We start from the raw sequence: 24,771 nt of genomic DNA, 5'->3' as shown, positions 1-24,771 counted from the left end.
GCCCGGAGCGATCCCGCTCCGGGCCGCCGCCGACCGGGCCGTCAGGCGGTGCGGGCACCCGCCCGCAGGCGTTCGATGGTGAGGTCGAGGGCCGCCTCCAGGTGATCGATCTTGCCGGTGGAGAGCAGCAGCAGTACGCCTCCCTGGATGCCGGCCAGCAGCGCCGCCGAGGCGCGCTCGGCGTCCACGTCCGGGGCGATGTCCCCGGTCGACTGCATCTGTCGGATGCCCTCGGTGATCGCCGCCTGCCAGCGCCACATGAGACCGGTCACGATCGCCTGCGCGCCCGGCGCCCGCCGGCCGGTCTGGCCGAGCAGACCGTTGAGGGGGCACTTGACCCCCTGCGCGAGGTAGCGCTCGATGAGCCGGTCGCGCCACGCCAGCCAGGCCGGCCAGGACGTCAGGTTGCTGAGCATCGGCTCCTGGTCGATGAGCACCTGGTCGGCCTCGTGCTGGGCGACCGCGAGCAGCAACTCGTCCTTGCCGCCGGGAAAGTAGTGGAAGAGTTGGCCCTTGCTGGTGCCCGTGTGGGCCATCACATCCTCAAGGCGCACGTCGTCGACGCCACGTTCACGGATCTCGGCGGCCGCGCCGGCGACTATCCGCGCCCGGGTCGCCTCACCCTTGCGGGTCAACGTGCGTGTCATGGCCCAACCCTAGCGCAGATTCTGGACTTGCAGGTCCATTTTTGGCGAGCAAAGGTCTGGAGCGCGGTCCGACACGGACCGACACCACGATCGGGAGGACGCAACGATGAACCACTACTACCTGCTCGGGCGGTCCGGTCTGCGGGTGAGCCGGCTGGCGCTGGGCACCATGAACTTCGGCGTCGACGGTTTCCACGCCGCGTACGGCAAGACCGAGGCGGAGGCGGAGCCGATCTTCCGCCAGTATCTGGAGGCGGGCGGGAACTTCATCGACACGGCGGACTTCTACACCGCCGGGGAGAGCGAGAAGATCCTCGGCCGCCTGATCGACAGGGCCGGCGTCCGTGAACGGCTCGTGCTGACCAGCAAGTTCACTAACACCGTCGACCCGACCGACCCGAACGCCAGCGGCAACGGCCGCAAGCACATCATGCGGGCCGTGGAGGCGTCGCTGCGCCGGCTCGGCACCGACTACATCGACCTGTACCTGCTGCACACCTGGGACCGGATCACCCCGGTCGAGGAGGTCGTGCACACCCTCGACGACCTGGTGCGCGCCGGCAAGATCCGGTACGCCGGTCTCTCCGACGTACCGGCCTGGTACGCGGCCCGGGCGCAGAGCTACGCCGAAGCGCACGGGCTGGCCCCGATGATCAATCTGCAGCTCCCGTACTCCCTGGTCAGCCGGGGCATCGAGGCGGAGTATGTGGCGATGGCCCAGACCATGGGCATGGGGCTCACCGCGTGGAGCCCGATCGCCAGCGGCCTGCTCAGCGGCAAGTACCGGCGCACCGGCGACGGTCTGAGCGGCAGCGGTCGGCTGACCAATCCCGACGCCGGAGGTCGCGAGGTCAGCCCCAGCGAGTGGCAGGTCATCGAGGCACTGGAGAGCGTGGCCGCCGACCTGGGTCGCAGCATGGCCCAGGTCGCGATCAACTGGGTCGCCACCCAACCCGCCGTCGCCTCGGTGATCATCGGGGCGAGCAGTGCAGCGCAGGTCGGCAGCAACTTCGAGGCGCTCGACTTCGAGATCCCGGCCGACGCCCGCCGCCGGCTCGAGGAGGCCAGCGCGCCGCAGCTCGGGGTCCCGTACGTGATGTTCACCCCGCAGTACCAGTCCTGGGTGGTGAGCCCCGGTCTCGGCATCGGCGACAAGCCGGCCGGCTACACCCCTCCGGTGTTCAACGGCGCCACCGGGCCCACCAAGTGAAAGGACCGGACATGGCACAGAGCAACGACACCCTCGTTCGTGAGTTCGTCGAGGCGTTCAACACCAGGGACGCGGACCGCCTCGTTCCCTACCTGCACCCCGATGTCGTGTTCCACGCCTACGGCGACCAGCAGGTGCGCGGCCGGGACGCCGTCGTGGAGGTCTGGCGCGGCGTCTTCGGGATGTTCGCGGAGGTCAAGTTCGCGACAGTGCACCAGGCGGTCGACGGCGACGTCGTGATCGCCGAGCAGGTCCACGGCCTCGGCCTGCCGGGCCGACCGGTGGCACCGGTCATGAACATGGCGATCTACGAGATCCGCGACGGCAAGATCGCCGCCTGGCGTGACTACACCAACCCGGAGTACGCCCAGAAGCTGGTCGCCGGCTGACCCGCCCTCGTGCCCGCGGCCACGAAACCTCAGCCCGGGTCGTGGCTGCGGGCACCCCCCTTTGCCGCACATCCCCTGGAGGAAGACATGCACGCCATCCGAATGCACGAGTACGGCGGACCGGAGGTGCTCCGCTACGAGGAGGCACCCGTGCCCGTCCCCGGTTCCGGTGAGGTCTTGATCAAGGTCGCGGGCACGTCGTTCAACCCGGCGGACGCCGTCATCCGAGCCGGCGTCCTGCACCATTCCCATCCCGTCCGGATGCCGCACATCCCTGGCACCGACGTCGCTGGCACGATCGTCGAACTCGGCCCGGGTGTCACCGGCCATGCGGTCGGCGACCGGGTCATCGCGGCCCTGCCACGACCGGCGGACGGCGCCACCGGGGAGTTCACGCTCGCTCCGGCGGCGATGGTGGCCGCGCCAACGAACATCCCGCTCGCCTACGCCGCCGCCCTTCCGATCGCCGGGCTCACCGCCTGGCAGGGCATTCACGACCACCTGCGAGTCCGACCAGGCCAGCGCATCCTGGTCAACGGCGCGGGCGGTGGCGTCGGTCGGTTGGCCGTGCAGTTCGCCAAGCTGGCTGGCGCCACCGTTCTGGGAGTGGCGGGTCCGGCCAGCATCACGGCAGCCCAGTCGGCCGGCCCCGACCAGATCCTGGATTACACGGTCGACCGGCTGACCGAGCCGGTCGACGCTGTGTTCAACACAGCACCCATCGACGGGTCCGGCCTGGATCGGCTCGTCGCCCTCATTGAGCCGGGCGGTCGTCTGGTCTCCATCACCTCGTCCGCGACGACGGACCGCCGCAGCGCGGTGCGCGCGATGGTCATGACCGTCCGCTGGGATCCCGCCCACCTCAACGAAATTGCCCGCCGGGTGGACGCCGACGGGGTTTCGCCAGGCGTCAGCGAGCGCCTCCCGATGACCGAGATCGTCGAGGTGCACCGTCGCCACGCCGCCGGCCGCCTGTCGGGCAAGGTCGTGCTCAGTCACTGAACGAGGGGGTCCGCTACCTGCGGTCAGCGGCCGCGCAGGGCCGCCGCCAGCTCTCTGCGCGACCCGATGCCGAGCTTGATGAAGACCTTGCGCAGGTGCCACTCGACGGTACGCGGGCTGAGGAACAGCGCGGCACCGATCTCCGGGTTGGTCTGCCCCGCCACCGCGAGTCGGGCGATCTGCGCCTCCTGCGGGGTGAACTCGACCGGCTGACCGAGGGTCCGCTTGCGGACGGTCTCGCCGGTGGCTAGCAGTTCGCGGCTCGCCCGCTCGGCGAAGCCCTCCGCGCCGATGGCGGCGAACGCCTCATGCGCGGCACGCAGCTGGATCCGGGCATCGGCTCGGCGGTTCTCCCGGCGCAGCCACTCGCCGTAGAGCAGTCGGGCCCGGGCCAGTTGCAGACCGAGCTGGCCGCCGGTGAACCGCTCGACCGCCTCCCGGTACCGGTCCTCGGCCCTCTCCGACGTTCCCGTCAGGGCGTCGGCGAGGGCCTGTACGCCAAGCGCCCAGTCCGTGCCGGCGGCACCGGTACGTTCCGCGAGACGCTCGCGGGCCTCGGCGGCCACCTCGGTCTCTCCGGCGCGTACGGCGGCCTCGATCAGCTCACCGAGCGTCCAGTTGAACACGGCGAGGTCCACGTACTCGGTCGCCTGACGCGCGGCATCCAGAACGGCCGGATACTGGCCGAGCCCGTTGGCCAGCACCGCTCTGGCGTAGCCGGCCAGGCCGAGCAGGCGGCCCTCGCCACGCGCGTCGGCGTCCTTGACGGTGGCGTCGATCAGCTCCATCGCGGGCAACTCCCGGCCACGGTGGGCCGCCAGGGTGAGCGAGGCGGACGGGTGCATGGCCATTCCGGTGGCCTGGCCGAGGGCATCGGCCTCGTCGAGCAGGCCGGCCGCATCGACGAACCGACCCGCGTACACCAGTGCGCCGGAGCGGAACGCCAACGCTGTGGGCAGCAGCGACAGCGCACCGGTGGCGCGGGCGAAACCGACCGCCCGCTCGGTGATCCGGAACCAGGCGGCGTCGTCCCACACCTCGTGCGCGACCGGCCCGGCCAGCCAGAGCAGGTGCAGGTTCTCGTCCGCCGTCATCGTTTCGAGAGCCCGGCGGAGATACGGAACGGCGTGTGCGTACCCGTCGAGGGTCCATGCCGTCAGGCCGGTCAGGAACAGGCCGGCCGGATCGTCGCCGGCCGGCACGCCGCGCGCCGCCTCGGCCGCCCGGCGCAGGTCGCCGCCAGCAAGCCGGCCCGCGTGAACGGCGGCACCCACCGCCGAAAGGTACGTGGTGCGCGCCGAGGCGCGATCCAGCTCCCGGAGACGGCCAGCGGCAGCGAGCAGCGGCAGGCCGGCGGCTCGGCCGGGGTTGAGCGCGAACGCGACCTGGGCCCGCAGGCGCTCCACCCCGGCCCGCTGCAACGGTTCGAGTGGACCCAACTCGGCGGCCGCCAGCAGGTCCGGAACCTGGTTGAACTTTCCCGCGTCGAATCGGGCCCGCGCGGCGCCCAAGGCGCGTACGGCAGGCGACTTCTCGCCCTGGGGCTGGCGGCAAGCAGCGGGATCGGCACCGTGCTCTTCACCTTCGGCGTGTGGGCGATCGTCTCCGGCGTGGCCCAGTTCACCGTCGCCATCCGCCGCAACAGCCCGGAACTCGGCCGCCAGTGGCCGATGCTGGTCGCGGGCGCGCTCTCGGTCATCGCCGGCGCGACCTACCTGCCCGCCGCCCTCGGCGCGGAGCCGAACCTCAGCATGCTGATCGTCTACACCGCGGCCGGCGGTGTCTTTTTCGTCCTGCAAGCCGCGAGCCTCCCGTGGCGGCAGCGCCGACAGACCGTCCGGGTCTGACCGACCGACGCCGTTGTGGCGGGTGAGTCCCTGCCGCCACGGCGTCGTCGACGGTCACTCGCCGATACTGGTCGTCCCGGCGAGCCCGGAGGCCGACGCGGCCTCACCCTCGTAGAGGGCGACGTACCGCCGACGCCACTCGTCACCGTCGGTGCCGAGGGCGGCGAGGTGGAGGGTGTTGTGTTCGACGCCCAACGCCGCCGGCAGGGTGCACACCCGCAGCGGTATCGCGTTCGCGTCGGCGATGCGGCGCGGCACGTCGACCGCTGCCCTGAGGTCCACCACGCCGTCGAGCGGGCTGATCGCGACCGCCGCGGACCGCAGACCGGCCCGCCGGGGCGGTTTCGGCAGGCTTCGGGCGATCGTCAGGTACTGGGTGACGGCGGCGAGCGAGTATCCGCGCGACGTGACGCGATCCCGCAGAACGCGGCGCCCGTACAGCACGATGAGCGGTCTCACCGCGTAGGCCGGCGCCTGTCGCGGATTCGGGCCGAAGAACGGCGACAGCAACAGCAGATGCCGTACGACGTTGCCCGGCACCTGGGCCAGCCAGGCGGCCAGCACGGCGCCGCCGGAGATCCCCACGACACCGACCTCGTCTCCCAGGGCCGCCGCGACGGCCCACCCCTGCGCGGCATACGTCGTCAGCTCACCGGCCTCGACCCGGTGGTGGGCCAGCCGGTCGACGGTCCCGTGCTGGGGCGCCCGGGGAACCCAGACGTTGTACCCGCTGTCGAAGAACTCCTCGGCCAGCCCTTCGTACTGCTCGGGCGCGAGGGTGTACCCGTGCAACAGCAGCACGGCCCGGCCGGTACGGGAGCCATGGCTCAGCAGGCGACTGCGCGACTCCGGTCGCACCGCCGGATCGGCCGCCTCGGCGGCGATGATGGCCGCGGCGGCACGGGTGGCGGTGTCGAAGTCGAGCGGTCGGGCCGGCGCGACCCGTAGCCCACGGCGGCCCACCGGCCAGAGGTAGAGCCCGGCGACCGCCGCCCCGACGAGCGCCAACCCGCCGACGAGAAGCGCGATGATCTCCGGCATGGTCAGATGCTGACAGGGGCTGCGCTCGGCGTCGGCTGAGGGGGTGCGCCCGGGTGACCGGGCGCACCCGGTCAGCTATTCCTGGCTGTTCGGGGGCGCGAAGACGACCCGGGAGCGCAACTGCCGAAAGCCGGTCCGCTCCAGCTCCGCCAGCACCGTCACCCGGTGCGACTGCACGTCGGCGATGACCTCGCGGGCACCGCCGGCGGCCAGCACCCGGACCGCCTCGGCCAGCAGCTCGGGCCGGGCCGCCTCGTCGAGCAGGCCGAGATAGGCGAGCAGTGGGAAGCAGGCATCGCCAGCCGTTCCGGCCAGGCCCACCGGCTTACCGGCGTCCACCGCGACGCGCCACCCCTCGGTGGCGTCGCCCAGCCAGGCCAGCGGGTCGGTGGCAAGGTCGACACCGCTGACCGCTAGTGCGTTCTCGACGCCGGTCAGCACGTCCGGCTCGGCGATCCGGGCAACCAGGGCTTTGATCTCCGCCGCGTCGACGGGCGCGCGGAAGTCGTACCGCCCGGAGGACGCCGGCAGTGGGGTGCCCGTCCAGGAGCAGCGGAGCCGCTCCCCCCGCTCGACCAGCCCGGCGAGCCGGGCGGCCTCCATGGGTGCCCGGACCACTGCCAGCACCTCGGGTCGACGCCGCCAGTGCGCCGGCAGCGCGGCGTAGTACAGCACGGGACCGCCCAGCGCCTCGTGGGCGGCGCGCAGCAGCTCGGCGCCCACCTCCGGCTCGGCGTCCAGGTCGAACCGTTCCAGCCATGGGGCACCGATGGCACGTGGCGGGAGGACCCAGGCTGCTCGACCGACCACCCGGCCGGCACGGAGGGCGACCCAGGTGTGCTCGGGACGGTAGCCGCCGCCGGCGATCCCGTCGGCGTACGCGACCTGGCGCAGTTGGGGCAGCGGATCAGGCATGGAGTCGAACAGGTTTTCCTCGCCCGCGACGAGCGGACGGATGACGAGATCAGTCATGGGTTGGTCCTCCGGGAAGCGCGCGCCCCGGATCAGATCCGCGCGGACGCCGGAGCGCGGAGGGGGCGCAGAACATCGGACATTGTTCTGACCTCCTTCCAGCTCGACGGCGTGCCCGACGACCTTACGCGCCGGGGTCGCCGGCACGCAACGGATCGTCACAGCGTCGGGTTGGTTTCCGCCCCACGCTTGTGGGCACGCTGGTCGTACACGGTGATGCCGGCCAGGATGATCGCCGCGACGGCCGCCACGGCGACCGGCGGGAGCAGCACCATCGGTGGGGCCGCCAGGACGAGCGCCACCACGCCGAAGTACAGCGCCCGACACCGCGGGGCGGATCGGTTGGCCCGCTCCAGGGTGCTCCGCCCGATCAGGAACAGCACCGGGCCGCCGAAGATGATGGCCACCAGAGCCCAGTCGATCGGCGGGTGCGGATCCTCGATGACCTGTCCGAAGCCGACGGCGGTGCAGATGATGCCACCGACGATCAACAGCAGGCTGTAGCTCGCCCACCGCGACAGTTGGATCCCCTCCCCGCTCGGGGTCGAGGCATGGCCGGATCTGACGTGGTAGAAGTAGATCCGCCAGAACGAGACGACCGCCACGAACGAGGCGACGAGGGTGATGGTTCCCTCGGTGGTGAAGCCCGGGAAGCTGACCGCGGCGCCGGCTTCGAGCACCACCTCGGCGAGGGCGATCATGAAGAACTGGTTGTACCGCTCGGCGAGATGCTCCTGCGAGACGGTGACCCCCGAGCTGGTGAGCTGTCTCCTTCCCATCCGGGGCAGGGGGTAGGTGGTGGCGGCGCCGATCAGCTCGATGGCGAGGGCGAGGGTCCAGAAGATGCCCCGACCGAGGCCACCACTGATGCCGCCGCTGATCCAGAGCACGCTGGACGCCAGGTGCCAGGTCAGCACCCGGAGCGCGAACGCCTGGCCCGCGTGACCCCGCAGGGCGAGCGACGTGAAGAGCGGTCGACCGACCTGGATGACGACGTAGGTGCAGGCGAATATCACGCCGCGTTGGCCGAATGCCTGCGGCAGGGTGACCGCCAGCACCAGCGTGCCGAACATCGTCGCCAGCAGGACGGCCTGCAGGTCGGGGCGCCGGGGGTCGTAGGTGCTCGCCAGCAGGGCGTTGAGCGACCAGATCATCCACATCGCCGTGAAGAACAGGACGGTCTGACCGGCCTCGGACAGCAACGCATGCCGGACGATGGTCAGGTCGTCCGCGATCCGCCCGGCGAGGCGGGCCAGCGCGAAGACGTAGACGATGTCGAAGAGCAGTTCCAGGACGGTCGCCGAGCGGGGGCTCCTACTGTCCCCGAGCCCACGAAAGAACTCGGTGCGCGTCAGCACGGACGGCGAGACAGCTCAGCCGGCCAGGGCCGCCGGCACGGGCACACCACTGTGGTGACCCTGTTCCGCTGCCATCGCCCCCGAGCCTCCCTCGCCGACCGGCCCCGCTTGATCCCTATCTGCGTATTTTATCCATCTTCATCGGGTCGCCGTCGCTGATGGCGGATACCGGGTCGTCGGTACGCCGGATCATCTGTGCCGTCACCCTGCGGTACGAGCCCGGGTCGACCGGGAACAGCCACTGCCGGGCCCGGGTCAGCGGGCCGACGTTGAGCCCCAACTCGTCGAGCACCTCGTCGACGTTGTGCATCGAGAACGGGATGATGTTCGTGCCGCGAGCGTGTCGTCCGTTGGTGCGCTTCGTCATCCAGAACAGCCGGGCGCGCACCTCGTCACGCATCCGGACCTCGGTCGGCAGTGTGAGCCCACCCCGCAGGTACGCGGCCGTCCAGACCGCCGCCATCTCCGCGCTGAGCGGGCTGAAGAACGACGAGTTGTAGCCGGCGAACGTCAGCCGCGGCACGCCGATCGGCAGGATCTGCCGGTAGAGCATGAAGTTGCCGGCGTCGTCCTGGAGCCGGGCGTGCAACGCGTCGTCGAAGAACGGCACGTGCTGGCGGAAGCCGGTGCCACAGATCACCAGGTCGGCGGGGAGCACCGTGCCGTCGGCCAGGCGGGCGGCGGGCCGCCCACCGTCGACCAGCAACTCGGTGATCACCTGCTCCCGGTGCACGGCGATGCGGCCGTCGGTGACCCGCTCGAAGAACCCCTCGGTGGCGAGGCTGACAGTGCTGCGGGCGATGTCCTCGAAGCTGCCGTTGGGCACGAGACCCAGCTCGCGCAGGTTGAACTGCCGGGTCGCGACCGAGCCGACACTGTCGACCATGCGCCGGCGCAGACCGTTCCCCGGGCCGTGCAGGAACCGCTCGAAGCCCTTCAGGTGCAGGTAGCGGAAGAGCGCCTCACCCATCCGGGTGAGCAGCAGGTACTTGTAGTTGAGCGCACCACCGAGCTTGCGGGGCATCTTCCAGAGCAGCTCGCGCGCCACCACGTGGGTCTGGGCGGCTACCTCGCTCACCGGGACCGCCACGTCGCAGGACGACTTGCCGTACCCGACCACGAGGACGTTCTTACCTCGAGCCGCCTCGATGTCGTGGAACTCCCCCGTCGCCAGTACGCGCCCTCCGGCGGCGGCGAAGCTCGCGTGCCCGTCGAAGGACGGGACGAACGGGTCGGAGAAGATGCCGTTGGCGACGATCAGGTGGTCGTACCGTTCCACAGTCAGCGGGTCCTGGGCGCCCGCCGGCCGCGAGGTGACCAGCCACCCGGTCTCGTCGTTGACCAACTCGGCCGAGGCGACCTCAGTGGACAGGCGCAGCGCGCTGGCCAGCCCGAACTTCTCCACGTAGCTCTCCAGGTACCGCTGGACCTGCTCACCCGACGGCCACTGCGGGTAGTCGGCGGGCATCGGCAGGTCGGAGAGGTGGTAGGTGCCCTTGTCGTTCTGGGTGTGCAGGCCGGGGTAACGCCGGGTACGGCTCCACACCCCACCGACGTCGGGCGCGCGCTCGAACACTGTGACGTCGAATCCGCTCTGCCGCAGCACCTTCGCTGCGCTCACACCGGCGAATCCGGCACCAACGACGGCAATCCTCATGATCTCCTCCGAAGGACGTGCGAACGGTGCCGACGCTGACCGCCCGCGGTGCTCGCACGCTAGCGAGCAGGCCGGGAAGTTCGCTATCCGCGCGACGCGGGCGCTGTCCGCAGTACGCGGCCGGACCCTTTTCCTGTCGGGTCGACGGCTTTCGGGTCTGGTCCGGCCCGGTCACGCCTTACGGTCAGCGCGACGGGACGCCCGGGAGGTGTCGGATGGATGCGATGACGGTCCGGACGGACGACGTCGACCAGGCTCGCGCCGAGGTGGGCCGGGTCTTCTGTCCCCACCGGCTCACCCCGCAGGCGGGTGTGCACAGCGTGCAACTGCGGATGGCGGCTCGCCGGGCCGGCGGTGTGGGCGTCATCGACCTGGACTACGGGCAGGCGGTGCGCATCCAACCGCCCGCGTTGGAGACCTTCTACCTCGTCCAGATCCCCAGCGCCGGCAGCACGATGGTCCGGCACGCCGGTCAGACAGTGACCTCGACCCCCGACGTCGCCTCGGTGCTGTCCCCGTACGACTCCTCGGACATGCGGTGGTCCGAGGGATCGCCCCACCGGATCTTCTACGCCGACCGGCGAGCCGTCGACCGGGAACTCGCCCGCCTACTGGGCCACCCGGTGGACGACCCGGTCCGCCTCGACGTCGGCATGCTCATGACCACGCCGACCGCGCGGGCGTGGGCGCGCGGGGTGGCGTTCCTCGCCGACGAGCTGTCCCAGCCGGCGGACGCGTCCCTGTTCGACCACCCACAGGTGGCCGCCCGTTTCGAACAGGGACTCATCGGCAAGCTGTTGCTGGCCCATCAGCACAGCCACTCCCACCTGCTGGCCGAGCCGGGCCAGCACGCCCACCCCGGGCGTCTCGTCCGCCGGGCCTGCGCCCTGATCTCCGAACACCACGGGGAGGCACTGACCGTCGGCGACGTCGCCGAGGCGCTACGGGTGAGCGTACGAACACTGCAGGACTGCTTCCGCCGTGAGTTGCAGACCACCCCTACCGCGTACCTGCGGGCCTGCCGGCTCGACGCGGCGCGCCGCACGCTCCGGTCGGCCGAGCCGGGGGCGTCCGTGACGACTGTTGCCCTGCAACACGGCTTCGTGCACCTCGGCCGGTTCGCTACCGAGTACCGGAGCCGCTTCGGCGAGACGCCGTCCACGACCCTGCGTCGGTGACGACCGGTCAGACCGCCCGGGCCACGCAGATCCGGGCGCCCAGGCGTGGACCCGCCTCGTAGATCAGGTAGCCCACGCCGCCGTCGGTGCCGAAGCTCGGTGACGCGACCCGACCGTTGTCGGAGGCGATCGGGCTGTGGAACACCCCGAGATGCACCTCCCGGTCGAAGCCGTTGCCGACCTCGGTGAGGTGCATTCGACCGTCACCGCCGTGGTAGACGACGTACGCGGTGCCGTTGCGGGTGAGCAGATGTGGTGCGGAGATGTCGCTCAGGCCGTCGCCGGCCGGCGAGATCAGCGGCTCCGGGGCGAACTGCCACTGGTCCCAGCCGTTCGGCGACCAACCCCAGAAGATCTTCCGGGTGCCGGGCCGCACGGTGTGCGCTCCCATGTAGAGCATCACGTACTTGTTGGCGAGCCCGGTCACCCGGTGCTCGAAGACCCGGGCGTACGACGTCTCGGTGGTGTTCGGCACGAGCCTGGTGCTCAGGATCGGCGTCTCGTCGCTGAAGGTGATGCCGTCTCGGGACCGGGCCACCCGGGTAGTGGTGTTCTCCCCGTGGAAGTAGAGGAAGAACTCCCGGCTGGAGGCGTTCCAGACGACGTGCGGGGACGAGACGTGGCTGACCGTCGTGGTCGGTAGCACCCGGTCGACGATGGGGTTGCCGGGGTGCTCGGTGTAGGGGCCTTCCAGCCGGTCGGCGTAGGCGAGGCAGATCCCGCCGGGCGCGTCGTGCGGGGCGTAGTAGAGGTAGTACCGCCCCTTGGCGCCGGTGATCTTGTCGTAGACCCCGCGCACACAGGGAAAGATCGTTTCGCCGGTGGGGTTGTAGGCCAGTGGGCGGTCGAACGCGTCGCGGACGTACCGGTAGCTGGGGAAACCGGCCGGCCCGGCCAGCGCCGGCGCGCCCTGGAGCAGGGTGCCGGCACCGCCGGCGGCGGAGGCGGCGCCGAGCAGCGCCGCGCCACGCAACAGCCCGCGCCGGCTCAGCTCGGTGGGTCGGCCGGAGGGCGGATTCGGGTACGGGTGTGCCATCTGGTGTCTCCGATCGTGAGGGGACGCTCGTCGATCGCGGAGCGTGAGTGGTGGCGCGACGGCGGCCCGGAAGGCACTGACGAGAGCGCAACCAGCGTCACTGTCGGTGATGTGGCTGCCTGGCCGGTGGCCCGGGGTCGTCATCGACGAGTCTGGCCGGGTCCTCAGTCGACCGTCAAGGTGCTAATACGAATTATCGAGCGGCTTTCGTCGGCAGAACTTCTCCGCCCGAGGGTCTTGACGGCGACGCCGGATGCGCCGCACCATTTCACCTCACCGACGCTAATGCGTATTACCCCGGTAACGATTGGACACGGAACGTGACTGGTTCGCGCAGGCGAGTCACCCAGCACGACATCGCCCGGATGACAGGCGTCAGCCAGGCGACCGTCTCGCTGGTGCTCAACGGCCGCGACGACGGCAACGTCAGGATCGCCCCGGAAACCCGGGAACGGGTCCTGCACGCCATCCGCACCACCGGTTACGTCGCCGACCCGGTCGCCCGCCGGCTCGCCGCGCGGCACAACCGCATCCTCGGTGTCTTCACCTACGAGCCGGTCTTTCCCACCGGCACCGGCGACTTCTACCACCCGTTCCTGGTCGGCATCGAGGAGTGCGCCGAACGGCTCGGCTGTGACCTGCTGCTGCTCACCAGCGCGCCGGTGGCGGGCGGCCGGCGGCGGATATTCCACGACGACAACCGGCTCCGCCTGGCCGACGGCTGCGTCCTGCTCGGTCGATCGCTGGACCATGACGAGCTGACCCGGCTGGTCACCGAGGGCCAACCGTTCGTCTCGGTCGGCCGCCGCGACGACGCGGGCGGGCCGGTGCCGTACGTCGGCGCCGACTACCCGACCGCCACCGCCGCCGTGGTACGCCGCGCACTGGCCGCAGGTCACACCGCGCTGGCCTACCTGGGCCAGGGCTCCGGCCCCGAGTCGCACGCCGACCGGATGCGCGGCTTCCGGGCCGCGCTCGACGAGGCCGGACGCACGCCACGGCACCTGCCGACCACCGACCGCTCCCCCGCGGAACTGCTCGACGCCCTGCTCGCGGCGGGCGTCACGGCGGCGGTGGTCGAGGAGTACGCCGACGGTGTGGCCATCGCCCAGCTGGCCCGCGAACGGGGCCTCGACATCCCGGGTGACCTGTCCATCCTGGCGCTCGGCGACCCGACCCGGCCGGCCAGCACCGACATCGACTTCACCGGCTTCCGCATCCCCCGCCGCGAGATGGGGTGGCAGTCCGTCGAGGTGTTGACCGGGCTGCTCGAGGCGGACCCGGAAACCGTGCCGCAGCGGCTGGTGCCCTGCCAGCCCGTCGACGGCGCCACCCTCGCGCCGCCGAAGGTGACCCCGTGAAAGGACAGCTCTTGCCAGAGATGCAGGCCGAAGTTCTGATCGTCGGCGGTGGACTCGGTGGCGTCGCCGCGGCCCTCGCCGCGCTGCGCGCCGGCCGTTCCGTGGTGCTCAGCGAGGAGTACGACTGGCTCGGCGGTCAACTCACCAGCCAGGCCGTACCGCCCGACGAGCACTCCTGGGTCGAGCAGTTCGGCGTCACCGCCAGCTACCGCAAGCTGCGCGACGGCATCCGGGACTACTACCGCGCCTACTACCCGCTCACCGACCGGGCCCGCCAGGCCACCGCGCTCAACCCGGGGGCCGGGCACGTCAGCCGGCTCTGCCACGAGCCACGGGTCGCGGTGGCGGTGCTGGAGGCGATGCTCGCGCCGTACCGGGGGGCCGGCCGGCTGCGGCTGCTCCAGCCGTACCTGCCGGTGGGGGCCGACACCGACGGCGACCGGGTGACCGGGGTGACCCTGGCGCACCGGGACAGCGGCGAACGGGTGCACGTTGTCGCGCCGTACGTGCTGGACGCCACCGAGACCGGCGAACTGCTGCCGCTGACCGGCACCGAGTACGTCACCGGCTTCGAGTCGCGGGGCGAGACCGGGGAGCCGAGCGCGCCGGACGAGGCGCAGCCGGAGAACATGCAGGCGTTCTCGGTCTGCTTCGCGGTCGACCACGTCGACGGCGACCACACCATCGACCGGCCGGCCCGGTACGACTTCTGGCGGGCGTACCAGCCGCCGTTCTGGGGCGACCGGATGCTCTCCTTCCGCTCACCCAACCCGCGCACGTTGGAGATCTCCGAGCGCAGCTTCACCCCCAACCCGGACGACGACCCGTGGCTGGTGATGGCCGACCAGCGGCTGAGCCCGGGCGACGGCAACCTGTGGACCTTCCGGCGGATCGCCGCTCGGCGCAGCTTCGTCCCGGGCAGCTACGACAGCGACATCTGCCTGGTCAACTGGCCGATGATCGACTACTTCGAGCAGCCGCTGATCGACGTGCCCGACCCCGCCCACCAGATCGCGGCGGCCCGGGAGCTCTCCCTGTCGGTGCTCTACTGGCTGCAGACCGAGGCGCCGCGCGCCGACGGCGGGACCGGCTTCCCCGGGCTGCGGCTGCGTGGCGACGTCACCGGCACCGGTGGCATCAGCATCGGCGGCGACGTCGCGCACAGCGGTCTGGCCCAGGCCCCGTACATCCGTGAGGCGCGGCGCATCCGCGCCGAGTACACCGTCGTCGAGCAGGACCTGTCCCTGGCGGTACGCGGCGACAAGGGCGCGGTCAGCTACCCGGACGCGGTCGGCGTCGGCATGTACCGCATCGACCTGCACCCGTCCACCGGCGGGGACAACTACGTCGACGTGGCCTCGTGTCCCTTCGAGATCCCACTCGGCGCCCTGATCCCCCGACGGGTGGAGAACCTGCTGCCCGCCGGGAAGAACATCGGCACCACCCACATCACCAACGGTTCGTACCGCCTGCACCCCGTGGAGTGGAACATCGGCGAGGTCGCCGGTCTGCTCGCGGACTTCTGCCTGGCCCGCCGGGTCACTCCCCGCGCGGTGCGTCACACCCCCGGCCTGCTGGCCGAATTCCAGAACCGCCTCGCCGACGAGGGCGTCGAGCTGCGCTGGCCCGACATCGCCGGCTACTGAGGGAGAACCCTGATGAGGAAACGGTTGACGGCCGTCGTCGCGCTCGCCGCGATGCTCGGCCTGAGCGCGTGCGGCGGCGGCGACAGCGCCGGCTCCGACGGCCCGGTCTCGCTGCGGATGACCACCTGGTCGGCGAACGAGGCACACCTGAAGCTGTTCAACGACATCGCGGCGGAGTACCAGAGCAGCCACCCCAACGTCGCGAAGATCACCTTCGACCCGATCCCGTTCGAGAGCTACACCACCACGTTGACCACCCAGATCGCCGGTGGAAACCCGCCCGACCTGGCCTGGGTCCTGGAGAACGCGGCTCCCGACTTCGTCTCCTCGGGCGCGCTGCTGCCGCTGGACGAAACCCTGCGCAAGACCGACGGGTACGGCTTCGACGAGCTGGCGCCGGCCGCGACGAAGCTGTGGCAGGCCGACGGCAAGCTCTACGGCTACCCGTTCTCCACCTCACCGTTCGGCATCTTCGTCAACACCGACCTGGTCAAGGCCGCCGGCGCGAAGAGCCCGGCCGAGCTGATCGCCGCCAACGCCTGGACCTGGGAGAACGCGGTGACCACCGCCTCGGCGGTGGCCGCCCGGACCGGCAAGGCGGGCCTGGTGGTACGGGACTTCGACTACAAGGGCTGGGACAACCTCTCCACCATCTGGACCGGCTGGGGCGCCCAGGCGTGGAGCGCGGACGGAAAGACCTGCGGCTTCAACGCCACCGAGATGGTCGACGCGATGGCCTTCCTGCACCAGGCGATCTTCACCGCGAAGGCGCTGCCGGGCCCGGGTACCGCCGCCGACTTCTTCGCCGGCGAGGCCGGCATGACGATCACCCAGATCTCCCGGGCCTCGCTGCTGGAGAAGCAGAAGTTCGGCTGGGACCTGGTGCCGCTGCCGGCCGGGCCGAAGGGCAACTACTCGGTGATCGGTCAGGGTGGCATGGGCGTGTTGAAGAAGGGCAAGCACGCCGCCGTCGCCGCGGACTTCCTGGCCTTCCTCACCAACCCCGCCAACTCCGCCAAGCTGGCGCAGTTCTTCCCGCCGCCGCGTACCCCGCTGCTCACCGCGGCGACGCTGGCCAAGACCAATCCCCTGCTCAAGCCGGAGCAGTTGCAGAGCGTCGTGATCGACGGGATCGCCAACGGGGTGGTGAAGCCCAACCACACCGGGCAGGCCGAGCTGAGCCAGGCCGTGCGGTCGGCGCTGGACCCGATGTGGAAGGCCGACGCGGACGTGCGGGGTGTGCTCGACGGGGTCTGCTCGGCGATCAACCCGCTGTTGGCGAAGTAGGGGATCAGCGATGCCGGTCCTGACGGACAACGTGGCGGGTCGGGCTGAGCCCCGGCCCGCCCCGGGCGGCACGGCAGCGTCGCCGCGACGCGGGTGGTGGACCAGTCGTCGACGTGACCAGCTCGCCGGCCTGCTCTTCGTGACCCCACAACTGGTGGGTGCGGCCCTCTTCGTGCTGCTGCCGCTCGGCCTGGTGGTCTGGTACAGCCTGCACGAGTGGAACGTGCTCGCGGACACCTTCGACTTCGTGGGCACTGACAACTACCGCGAGCTGGTCGACGACCCGAAGCTGCCGGGCGTACTCCGGAGCACGCTGTTCTTCTCCGTCGGCCTGGTCGTGTTCAACCTCGCCCTGGCCCTGCTGCTCGCCGTCCTGCTCAACCAGCGGCTGCGCGGCACCGTGGTGTTCCGGACGCTGTTCTTCTCACCGGTGGTGGTCTCGCTGGTCGCCTGGACGATCGTCTGGGGTTTCCTGCTCCAGGACAACGGCGGCGTCAACGGGGTGGCCGGCGCGGTCGGCCTGGACGGTCCGAACTGGCTGCGCGGCGAATGGACCGCGCTGCTGTCGGTGATCGTCGTCCAGGTGGTCAAGAACGTCGGCCTCAACATGGTGCTGTTCCTCGCCGCGTTGCAGGGCGTGCCCGCCGAACTCTACGAGGCGGCCCGGGTAGAGGGGGCGAGCCGGTGGACCCAGTTCCGCCGGATCACCGTGCCGCTGATCAGCCCGACCATCCTGCTGACCTCGATCATCACCGTGGTCGGCGCGCTACAGGTCTTCGCCCAGATCGCCGTGCTCACCCAGGGCGGCCCGGGCACCTCGACCACAGTGCTCGTCTACTACCTCTACCAGCAGGCCTTCCAGTTCCACCAGTTCGGGTACGGCTCGACGCTGTCGGTGCTGCTGTTCCTGATCGTGCTGACGCTGACCGTCGTGCAGTGGCGGATGCGCAGGAAGTGGGTCTTCCATGAACAATAGGCTCCCCTTGCGGGCCCGGGTGGCGATCTATGGGCTGATCTGCCTGCTGGCCATCCCATTCGTCTTCCCGACCTGGTGGATGGTCACCTCGTCGTTCAAGCCGGTCAGCGACATCTTCGCGTTCCCTCCGTCGCTGATCCCCACCGAGCTGAGCTTCTCGGCGTACCGGCGGGTGTTCGAGCTGCAACCGTTCGCCCAGCAGTACCTCAACAGCGCGTACATCGCCGCGGTGGTCACCGTCGGCACCCTCGCCGTCTCGTCGCTGGCCGGATACGCGTTCGCCCGGATCCGGTTCCGTGGTCAGCACGCGCTCTTCCTGGTGGTGCTGGTGGGCCTGCTGATCCCGAGCGAGGTGACCATCGTGCCGCTGTTCCAGATGTTCAACTCGGTCGGGATGATCGACACCCACTGGCCGCTGATCCTGGTGCCGACGCTCGGCGCGCCCAGTGTGCTGGCCACCTTCATCATGCGGCAGTTCTTCATCACCCTGCCCGGCGAGTTGGAGGAAGCCGCCCGGGTGGACGGGCTGGGCCGGCTGGCGACCTTCTGGCGGATCGCGCTGCCGCTGGCCCGCCCGGCCCTCGGCGCGGTGGCGATCTTCACCTTCCTGCACAGCTGGAACCTTTACCTGGAGCCGATCGTCTTCCTGTCCACCCCGGAGAAGTTCACCCTGCCGCAGGCGCTGACCCAGTTCGTCGACGCGTACGGCGGACCGATGTGGGACGTACAGCTCTCGGCGGCCTCGATGACGGCGCTGCCCGTCCTGGTCGTGTTCGTCATCGCGCAGCGGCAGTTCATCGAGGGCCTCGCCCACACCGGTCTGAAAGGATGATCCATCTGACGCTGCTCCGGGCCGACGAAACTGTTATCCGGGTACGGCCGGCGAGTCTCCTGAGGTGAGGCGTTGGCGGGGTTCCCCCGCCACCGCAGCATGCAACAGTGCTGCGACCACACACGAGGGAGTCGAGACGATGCGCGCAACCGGCCAGGGTGAAGCGGACGCCGCGAGCGGAAACCGGGGCGTCCACGCGAAACCCCGACGCGGGATGCTCGGCCGCCTTCCGATCGGCGCGCGGCGGCTGCTGTGGCCGCTCCTCGTGGCCGCCGTGGTCGCCGTACTGGTGACGGGTGTGATCGTCGTGGTGCAGCCCACCGGGCCGACGCCCGCCCCGGCGGCGACGCAGGCGCTCGACGCGCCGCCGCCCGCGAGCCCGCAACCCGGCGCACCCACCGCGACCACGACCGCCGCCACGACGAGCCCGGCGGGGACGACCCCGACGTCGACGCCGACGGCGAAGCCGACATCGCGGCGTCCGGTCGCTCCGGCGGCCCCGGCGGCGACCTCGAAGCGCAAGGGCGTCGGGGTGTGGACCTTCGACGGCGTCAGCCAGGCGCTGGCCAACTCCGGGGCGAGTTGGTACTACACCTGGGACGTGGCCCACTCGGGCGTCACCAGCCCGAAGGGCGCCGAGTTCGTCCCGATGATCTGGGGGGCGAAGAGCGTCACCGCCACCAACCTGCAACAGGCCAAGAAAAACGGCCGCCACCTGCTCGGGTTCAACGAGCCGGACCTGAAGGGTCAGGCGGAGATGACAGTCGAGCAGGCGTTGGAGCTGTGGCCGCAGTTGCAGGCCACCGGCCTTCCGCTGGGCAGCCCGGCGGTGGCCTGGGGCGGCGACCGGCCGGGCGAGTGGCTCGACCGCTTCATGGCCGGGGCGAAGCAGCGCGGCTACCGCGTCGACTTCATCGCCCTGCACTGGTACGGCGGGGACTTCACCACCGCCAACGCGGTCAACCAGCTCAGGTCGTACCTGCAGGCGGTGCACGACCGGTACGGGCTGCCGGTCTGGCTCACCGAGTTCGCCCTGATCGACTTCTCCAACGGCGTCCGATTCCCCACCCAGGCACAGCAGGCCGCGTTCCTCACCGCGGCGACCCGGATGCTGGGTGGCCTGTCCTGGCTACAGCGGTACGCGTGGTTCGGCCTGCCCGCCACCGACAAGGACCAGACCGGCCTGTTCCGTACCGGCAGCGCCGCGACCGCCGTCGGCCGCGCCTACCAGGCGGCGCGCTGACCTACAGCACGTCGACGTGGTCCCGCCAGGAGTGCTGCGGCTCGTACCCCAGCACCCGGCGGGCCTTGTCGATGCTGAGCAGCGTCTCGTGCTCACCCAGCTCCTTACGGATCTCGACGCCCGGGTAGACCTCGGCCATCAGGCTGGCGCTGGACCTGCTCATGACGGTGTCGGCGTTGGCGATGACGAAGACATCGGCACCGGGCTGGTCGTGGGCGAGCGCGCGCTCGACCGCCTGCGCGCCGTCGCGGGCGTCGATGTAGCCCCACAGGTTCCACCGGCGCAGCCGCGGGTCGGCGTCGAACGAGGGGAACGGGGCGTAGTCCTCGACGTCCATCACATTGGAGAAGCGCAGGCCCACCATGACCAGCTCCGGGTCCCACCGGCAGAAGTGCCGGGCCATCTCCTCCTCGAGGGCCTTGTTCAACGAGTACGTCGACTCGGGCCGGGGCGCGTACTCCTCGTCGACCGGCGCGTACGGCGGTGGGGTGTCGAACGGCAGGCCGAGCACCGTCTCGCTCGACGCCCAGACGACCCGTTTGATGCCGGCCGTCCGGGCGGCGGCGAACACGTTGTACGTCGCGGCGGAGTTGTTCGCGAAGGTGGTCGCATTCGACATCAGCCCGGGGGCCGGCACCGCCGCGAGGTGAACGATCGCGTCGACGCCGCCCGCGTGCTCGTCGGCGCCCCCGGTGAACGCCTCCACCACCTGCCCGTAGTCGGTCAGGTCGACCAGCAGGAACTCGCCGTTCACGTCGCGCGGGTCGCGGCCACCGGCGCGGTCCACCGCCAGCACGTCGACGCCGACGGCGCGCAGGTGGGCGCCCACGGCTCGGCCGAGCTTGCCGGTGGCGCCGGTGACGACGACACGCCTGGGCAGTGCGGGGTTGGTCATGACCACATCCTCGCCGGGGGCAAACGAGGACCCACACGGGGGTGCGGCGTTACCCCTAACATGATCGACATGGACATCACGATTCACACGTGCTCCCTGCCGCACACCGACCCGGACGCCTCGCTGGCCTTCTACCGCGACGCCCTCGGCTTCGAGGTCCGTAGCGACGTCGGTCAGGGCACGATGCGTTGGATCACGGTCGGCCCCGCCGACCAGCCCGGCACGTCCATCCTCCTGGCGCCGCCGGCCGCAGATCCCGGGGCCACCGAGGACGAGCACCGCGCCATCACCGAGATGATGGCCAAGGGCACCTACGGCTGGATCCTGCTGGCCACGCGGGACCTCGACACCACCTTCGAGAAGGTGCAGGCCGGCGACGCCGAGGTCGTCCAGGAGCCGACCGAGCAGCCGTACGGCATCCGCGACTGCGCCTTCCGCGATCCCGCCGGCAACCTGGTCCGCATCCAAGAGCTTCGCTGAGCCGTCCGATCCTCGATGTGCGCCGTTCGGGACAGCTGACGAGACCGGTCAGGAATCAAGAAGCACCGGTCGTCGGGCCGCACCTAGCGTGACCACCATGACATCCATCGCATCCGTCACCCTCGACGTGACCGACCCCGCGGCCGCCCAGCGCTTCTACAGCGCCGCCTTCGGTTTGGACGAGCAGATTCGCCTGCGGGCCTCGGACGCACCGACGAGCGGCTTCCGGGGGTTCACGCTGGCGCTCACGGTGTCCCAGCCGGCCACCGTCGACGGCCTCATCGGCACCGCAGTGGACGCCGGTGCCACGTCCCTGAAGCCCGCCGCGAAGTCGCTCTGGGGCTACGGCGGTGTCCTGCAAGCCCCGGACGGGACGATCTGGAAGATCGCGACCTCGGCGAAAAAGAACAGCGGCCCCGCTACCCGGCGGATCGACGATTTCGTGCTCCTGCTCGGAGTCGCGGACGTGGCGGCGAGCAAACGGTTCTACGTCGAGCGCGGCCTCGCCGTGGCGAAGAGCTTCGGCCGCATGTACGTCGAGTTCGTAGCCGGGTCCAGCCCCGTGAAGCTGGCGCTGTACCGACGTCGTGCCCTCGCCCGGGACGTCGGCGTCGCCCCCGACGGCACCGGATCGCACCGACTCACGATCGGCGGCGACGCCGGGCATTTCACCGACCCGGACGGGTTCGCCTGGGAAGCCGCATCGCTGGCGACCGCGATGTGACCGGAGGAAGCATCGTCGAGGGCATCGCCGAGCCGGTGGACATCGCCGACCCGCGCGTACCACCATGATCGGGGCCTGCGGGTGCGTAACGTGCAGGGGTAAACGTTGTCGCGACGAGGAGACTTCATGTCCAAGCCACCGCTTCCCGAGGCCGCGGTCGCCATGCTCCAGAAGCCGAACCCCGCCGTCATGACCACCCTTCGCAACGGTGGCCAGCCGGTGTCCGCCGCCACCTGGTACCTGTGGGAGGACGGCCGGATCCTGGTGAACATGGACGAGAGCCGCCGCCGACTGGAGCACGTCCGCAACGACCCACGGGTGTCCCTCACGGTGCTCGACGAGGCTGGCTGGTACACCCACGTCAGCATCATCGGGCACGTCGCCGAGCTGCGCCCCGACGAGGGCCTGGCGGACATCGACCGGTTGTCGAAGCACTACACGGGCAACGCGTACCCACGTCGCGAACGTGCCCGGGTCAGTGCCCTGATCGAGATCGACCGCTGGCACGGTTGGGGCGCGCAGAAGGACAACAACCAGGTCGGCTGACCGTTTGCCGTCCGCCCTGTCGCCTCGACGGCTCCCGTCGGGGCGACAGGGCACCGGCCGTCAGGGCGCCAGGGCGGTGGCGGACCGGGCGCCGACGCGGGTCACCAGGTAGCCGAAGGCCGCCGCGGTGAAGAACATGACGATGCCGTAGACGGCACCCGGGATCGCCATCTGGGTGCTGTTGAGCAGCGCCGGGCTGAGCGCGATGGTGATGGCCAGGGCGCTGTTGTGGATGCCGATCTCGAACCCGGCGGCAGTCGCGGCGCTCCGGTCGACACCGGCGAGGCGCGGCACCCCGTACCCGATGGCGAGGCTGAGCAGGTTGAAGGCGAGCACGGCCAGGCCGACCGAGACGAAGTAGTCGGCGATGTTCTCCCGCTCACCGAGCACCGCGCCGGCGATCACCGCGACGAGCACGACGATGGAGAGGATCCGGACCGGACGGTTCAGCCGCTCGGCCAGGTGCGGCATCCGCGCCCGGATGAGCATGCCGATCGCGACCGGGACGAGCACGATGGCGAAGACCTGGAGCACCTTGTCGAACTGGAGGCCGATGCTCCTGCCGTCGGGCAGGAAGTACGCCGCCGACAGGTTGACCAGGATCGGCAGGGTGAACACGGCGAGCACCGAGTTGATGGCGGTCAGGGTGATGTTCAGGGCCACGTGCCCGCCGAACAGGTGGCTGTAGAGGTTGGCGGTGGTGCCGCCCGGTGACGCGGCCAGCAGCATCATGCCGACGGCCAGCTCGGGTGCCAGGTCGAACGCGAGGACGAGGCAGAAGCAGAGCGCCGGCAGCACCAGCACCTGGCAGACCAGGGCGATGACGGCGGCTCGTGGATGGTCGGCCACCCGGCGGAAGTCCGCCATTGTCAGTCCGAGACCCAGACCGAGCATGATGATGCCGAGGGCGACGGGTAGTCCGATCAGAGTCACGGCGGAGTCCATGGCACAACATCGTTACCACCCGGTAACGCCGTCACAATCCCCCATGTGGCTGGACGGCTCTTGACCCCGGAGGGTGATCGGCTTAACTTCATCAATCAGATAAGTGTCTTTACTAATTCTGCTTGATGTCTCGTGGGAGTGTGCCGATGCGACCATTCCGCCACCGCCGTCTCACCGCCGTCGTCGCCCTGGCGACAGTGCTGGTCACCGCCGCTCCGCCCACCGCCGCCAGCGCCGGTGACAACCACCAGCGTCGGACCGGCTACCACCGGGTCGGCTACTTCACCCAGTGGGGCATCTACGGCCGGGCCTTCCCGGTCAAGAAGCTCGAAACCTCCGGGGCGGCGAGCCGCCTCACCCACCTCAACTACGCCTTCGGCAACGTCAGCGAGGACGGCCGGTGCTATGTGGACGGTGGGCCGGGCGAGGGCGACGCCTGGGCCGACTACCAGCGTCCCGTCCCGGCCGAGGAGAGCGTCGACGGCGTCGCGGACGCACCGGGCCAGGCACTCAGCGGCAACTTCGGCCAGCTCGCCAAGCTCAAGGCCAAGCACCCCAAACTGAAGGTGCTGATCTCGTTGGGCGGCTGGAGCTGGTCGACGTACTTCTCGAACGCGGCCCGCACCGACGCCTCCCGCAAGGCGTTCGTCACGTCCTGCATCGACCTCTACCTCAAGGGGAACCTGCCGGGCAGCACCCCGGGCGCCGGGGCCGGCGTCTTCGACGGCATCGACCTCGACTGGGAGTGGCCCGGCTCGGAGGGTGAGCCTGGCAACGTCATCCGCCCGGAGGACCGGGAGAACTTCACCAAGCTGCTCGCCGAGTTCCGCCGGCAGCTCGACGCGTACGGGCGCACGACCCGCGCGCACCACCCGCTGACCGCGTTCCTGCCGGCCAGCCCGGCCACCATGGACGCCGGCTACGAGGGCCGCAAGATATTCAAGTACCTGGACTTCGCCACCGTGCAGGGGTACGACTTCCACGGCGGCTGGGACGCGCGGGCCAACCAGCAGTCGGCGCTTCGCGTCCCGGCGGGCGCCCCGGACAACCCGGACTTCTCCGTCGAGGTGGCCATCGACGGATGGATCGCCCGTGGCGCGCCGCGCGACAAGCTCGTGCTCGGCATCCCCTACTACGGTCGCGGCTGGACCGGCATCACCGGCGGCGGCAACGGCCTGTTCCAGCCGGCCACCGGGCCCGCTCCGGCGACGTTCGAGGCCGGGTACGAGGACTACAAGAAGCTGAAGACCCTGGCCGGTAACGGCTACACGGTGCACCGCGACCTGCGCGCCGGACACGCCTGGCTGTTCGACGGTACGACGTTGTGGACGTACGACGACCCGGCGGTCGTGTTGCAGAAGACGCTCTACATCCGACGGGCCGGTCTGGCCGGCGCCATGATCTGGTCGCTCGACGGCGACGACGACAACGCCACGCTGACCAAGACGATCGGCCTCGGCCTGACGACCTGGTAGCCGTACCCGATCCACCCGGCCCGT

24 protein-coding genes are annotated in these 24,771 nt (G+C 70.5%); 15 read left to right on the top strand and 9 right to left on the bottom strand.

What is annotated here, in order from left to right; genetic code table 11:
• Positions 1 to 41: 41 nt before the first annotated feature.
• Positions 42 to 647 (bottom strand): TetR/AcrR family transcriptional regulator, encoded by a 606-nt coding sequence (locus ABZ794_RS04450; protein ID WP_357514180.1) that lies wholly within the window; start codon positions 645 to 647, stop codon positions 42 to 44.
• 106 nt (positions 648 to 753) lie between these two features.
• On the opposite strand from ABZ794_RS04450, the gene ABZ794_RS04445 reads away from it, so the two are divergent.
• From ABZ794_RS04445 to ABZ794_RS04435, 3 genes are all read left to right on the top strand, one after another.
• Positions 754 to 1,857, top strand: a complete 1,104-nt coding sequence (locus tag ABZ794_RS04445; protein WP_357514178.1) for an aldo/keto reductase — start codon at positions 754 to 756, stop codon at positions 1,855 to 1,857.
• A gap of 11 nt (positions 1,858 to 1,868) precedes the next feature.
• Entirely contained in the window at positions 1,869 to 2,246 is a 378-nt protein-coding gene (locus ABZ794_RS04440) for a nuclear transport factor 2 family protein (protein ID WP_357514176.1), read from the top strand.
• Positions 2,247 to 2,333: 87 nt separating this feature from the next.
• On the top strand, positions 2,334 to 3,248 hold the full coding sequence (locus tag ABZ794_RS04435; protein ID WP_357514174.1) for an NADP-dependent oxidoreductase: 915 nt from the start codon (positions 2,334 to 2,336) through the stop codon (positions 3,246 to 3,248).
• Positions 3,249 to 3,271: 23 nt separating this feature from the next.
• Here the strand turns inward: ABZ794_RS04435 and ABZ794_RS04430 are convergent, their stop codons facing one another.
• Positions 3,272 to 4,759, bottom strand: coding sequence for a LuxR C-terminal-related transcriptional regulator (locus ABZ794_RS04430; protein WP_357514173.1), 1,488 nt, complete (start codon positions 4,757 to 4,759; stop codon positions 3,272 to 3,274).
• Positions 4,760 to 4,819: 60 nt separating this feature from the next.
• Here ABZ794_RS04430 and ABZ794_RS04425 point away from each other — a divergent pair, with 60 nt between their 5' ends.
• Entirely contained in the window at positions 4,820 to 5,095 is a 276-nt protein-coding gene (locus ABZ794_RS04425) for a DUF308 domain-containing protein (protein WP_357514171.1), read from the top strand.
• A 54-nt stretch (positions 5,096 to 5,149) separates the two neighbouring features.
• Here the strand turns inward: ABZ794_RS04425 and ABZ794_RS04420 are convergent, their stop codons facing one another.
• The 4 genes from ABZ794_RS04420 to ABZ794_RS04405 all read right to left on the bottom strand — a co-directional run bounded on the left by ABZ794_RS04420 (position 5,150) and on the right by ABZ794_RS04405 (position 10,123).
• Positions 5,150 to 6,136 (bottom strand): alpha/beta fold hydrolase, encoded by a 987-nt coding sequence (locus ABZ794_RS04420; RefSeq protein ID WP_357514169.1) that lies wholly within the window; start codon positions 6,134 to 6,136, stop codon positions 5,150 to 5,152.
• A 75-nt stretch (positions 6,137 to 6,211) separates the two neighbouring features.
• Positions 6,212 to 7,108 (bottom strand): acetyltransferase, encoded by an 897-nt coding sequence (locus ABZ794_RS04415; RefSeq protein ID WP_210785283.1) that lies wholly within the window; start codon positions 7,106 to 7,108, stop codon positions 6,212 to 6,214.
• 158 nt (positions 7,109 to 7,266) lie between these two features.
• Complete coding sequence (locus ABZ794_RS04410; protein ID WP_210785284.1) at positions 7,267 to 8,466, bottom strand: low temperature requirement protein A; 1,200 nt, start codon at positions 8,464 to 8,466, stop codon at positions 7,267 to 7,269.
• Between the two features lie 115 nt (positions 8,467 to 8,581).
• Positions 8,582 to 10,123 (bottom strand): NAD(P)/FAD-dependent oxidoreductase, encoded by a 1,542-nt coding sequence (locus tag ABZ794_RS04405; protein WP_210785285.1) that lies wholly within the window; start codon positions 10,121 to 10,123, stop codon positions 8,582 to 8,584.
• Between the two features lie 224 nt (positions 10,124 to 10,347).
• On the opposite strand from ABZ794_RS04405, the gene ABZ794_RS04400 reads away from it, so the two are divergent.
• Positions 10,348 to 11,301 carry an AraC family transcriptional regulator gene (locus ABZ794_RS04400; protein WP_210785286.1) on the top strand — a complete coding sequence of 318 codons (954 nt, stop codon included), beginning with the start codon at positions 10,348 to 10,350 and terminating at the stop codon, positions 11,299 to 11,301.
• 7 nt (positions 11,302 to 11,308) lie between these two features.
• On the opposite strand, the gene ABZ794_RS04395 is transcribed toward ABZ794_RS04400, so the two are convergent.
• Positions 11,309 to 12,337: a hypothetical protein gene (locus tag ABZ794_RS04395; RefSeq protein ID WP_210785287.1), complete on the bottom strand. Its 1,029-nt coding sequence runs from the start codon at positions 12,335 to 12,337 to the stop codon at positions 11,309 to 11,311.
• Between the two features lie 320 nt (positions 12,338 to 12,657).
• Here ABZ794_RS04395 and ABZ794_RS04390 point away from each other — a divergent pair, with 320 nt between their 5' ends.
• From ABZ794_RS04390 to ABZ794_RS04365, 6 genes are all read left to right on the top strand, one after another.
• Positions 12,658 to 13,698: a LacI family DNA-binding transcriptional regulator gene (locus ABZ794_RS04390; RefSeq protein WP_210785288.1), complete on the top strand. Its 1,041-nt coding sequence runs from the start codon at positions 12,658 to 12,660 to the stop codon at positions 13,696 to 13,698.
• Complete coding sequence (locus ABZ794_RS04385) at positions 13,695 to 15,344, top strand: FAD-dependent oxidoreductase (RefSeq protein WP_307850603.1); 1,650 nt, start codon at positions 13,695 to 13,697, stop codon at positions 15,342 to 15,344. The genes ABZ794_RS04390 and ABZ794_RS04385 overlap by 4 nt, the downstream gene beginning before the upstream one ends.
• Before the next feature lie 12 nt (positions 15,345 to 15,356).
• Positions 15,357 to 16,631: a sugar ABC transporter substrate-binding protein gene (locus ABZ794_RS04380; RefSeq protein ID WP_210785289.1), complete on the top strand. Its 1,275-nt coding sequence runs from the start codon at positions 15,357 to 15,359 to the stop codon at positions 16,629 to 16,631.
• Positions 16,632 to 16,641: 10 nt separating this feature from the next.
• Positions 16,642 to 17,607, top strand: coding sequence for a sugar ABC transporter permease (locus tag ABZ794_RS04375; protein ID WP_210785290.1), 966 nt, complete (start codon positions 16,642 to 16,644; stop codon positions 17,605 to 17,607).
• Positions 17,597 to 18,439, top strand: coding sequence for a carbohydrate ABC transporter permease (locus ABZ794_RS04370; protein WP_112700239.1), 843 nt, complete (start codon positions 17,597 to 17,599; stop codon positions 18,437 to 18,439). Before ABZ794_RS04375 ends, ABZ794_RS04370 begins: the two co-directional genes overlap by 11 nt.
• 139 nt (positions 18,440 to 18,578) lie before the next feature.
• A complete protein-coding gene (locus tag ABZ794_RS04365; RefSeq protein WP_357514164.1) occupies positions 18,579 to 19,682 on the top strand; it encodes a glycoside hydrolase family protein in 1,104 nt (367 codons plus the stop codon).
• Between the two features lies 1 nt (position 19,683).
• Here the strand turns inward: ABZ794_RS04365 and ABZ794_RS04360 are convergent, their stop codons facing one another.
• Entirely contained in the window at positions 19,684 to 20,577 is an 894-nt protein-coding gene (locus ABZ794_RS04360; protein ID WP_357514163.1) for an NAD(P)-dependent oxidoreductase, read from the bottom strand.
• Between the two features lie 69 nt (positions 20,578 to 20,646).
• On the opposite strand from ABZ794_RS04360, the gene ABZ794_RS04355 reads away from it, so the two are divergent.
• The 3 genes from ABZ794_RS04355 to ABZ794_RS04345 all read left to right on the top strand — a co-directional run bounded on the left by ABZ794_RS04355 (position 20,647) and on the right by ABZ794_RS04345 (position 22,327).
• A complete protein-coding gene (locus ABZ794_RS04355) occupies positions 20,647 to 21,057 on the top strand; it encodes a VOC family protein (RefSeq protein ID WP_357514161.1) in 411 nt (136 codons plus the stop codon).
• 97 nt (positions 21,058 to 21,154) lie between these two features.
• Positions 21,155 to 21,781, top strand: coding sequence for a glyoxalase (locus tag ABZ794_RS04350; protein ID WP_357514159.1), 627 nt, complete (start codon positions 21,155 to 21,157; stop codon positions 21,779 to 21,781).
• A gap of 126 nt (positions 21,782 to 21,907) precedes the next feature.
• Positions 21,908 to 22,327, top strand: a complete 420-nt coding sequence (locus tag ABZ794_RS04345; protein WP_196926210.1) for a PPOX class F420-dependent oxidoreductase — start codon at positions 21,908 to 21,910, stop codon at positions 22,325 to 22,327.
• Positions 22,328 to 22,387: 60 nt separating this feature from the next.
• On the opposite strand, the gene ABZ794_RS04340 is transcribed toward ABZ794_RS04345, so the two are convergent.
• On the bottom strand, positions 22,388 to 23,272 hold the full coding sequence (locus ABZ794_RS04340; RefSeq protein WP_357514157.1) for a bile acid:sodium symporter family protein: 885 nt from the start codon (positions 23,270 to 23,272) through the stop codon (positions 22,388 to 22,390).
• A 146-nt stretch (positions 23,273 to 23,418) separates the two neighbouring features.
• On the opposite strand from ABZ794_RS04340, the gene ABZ794_RS04335 reads away from it, so the two are divergent.
• Complete coding sequence (locus tag ABZ794_RS04335; RefSeq protein WP_210785295.1) at positions 23,419 to 24,747, top strand: glycoside hydrolase family 18 protein; 1,329 nt, start codon at positions 23,419 to 23,421, stop codon at positions 24,745 to 24,747.
• Positions 24,748 to 24,771: the final 24 nt, after the last annotated feature.

The sequence above is a fragment of the Micromonospora sp. NPDC047187 genome (assembly GCF_040643355.1).
Taxonomy (GTDB): domain Bacteria; phylum Actinomycetota; class Actinomycetes; order Mycobacteriales; family Micromonosporaceae; genus Micromonospora; species Micromonospora salmantinae.
This window is presented reverse-complemented; position numbering and strand designations above follow the sequence as displayed.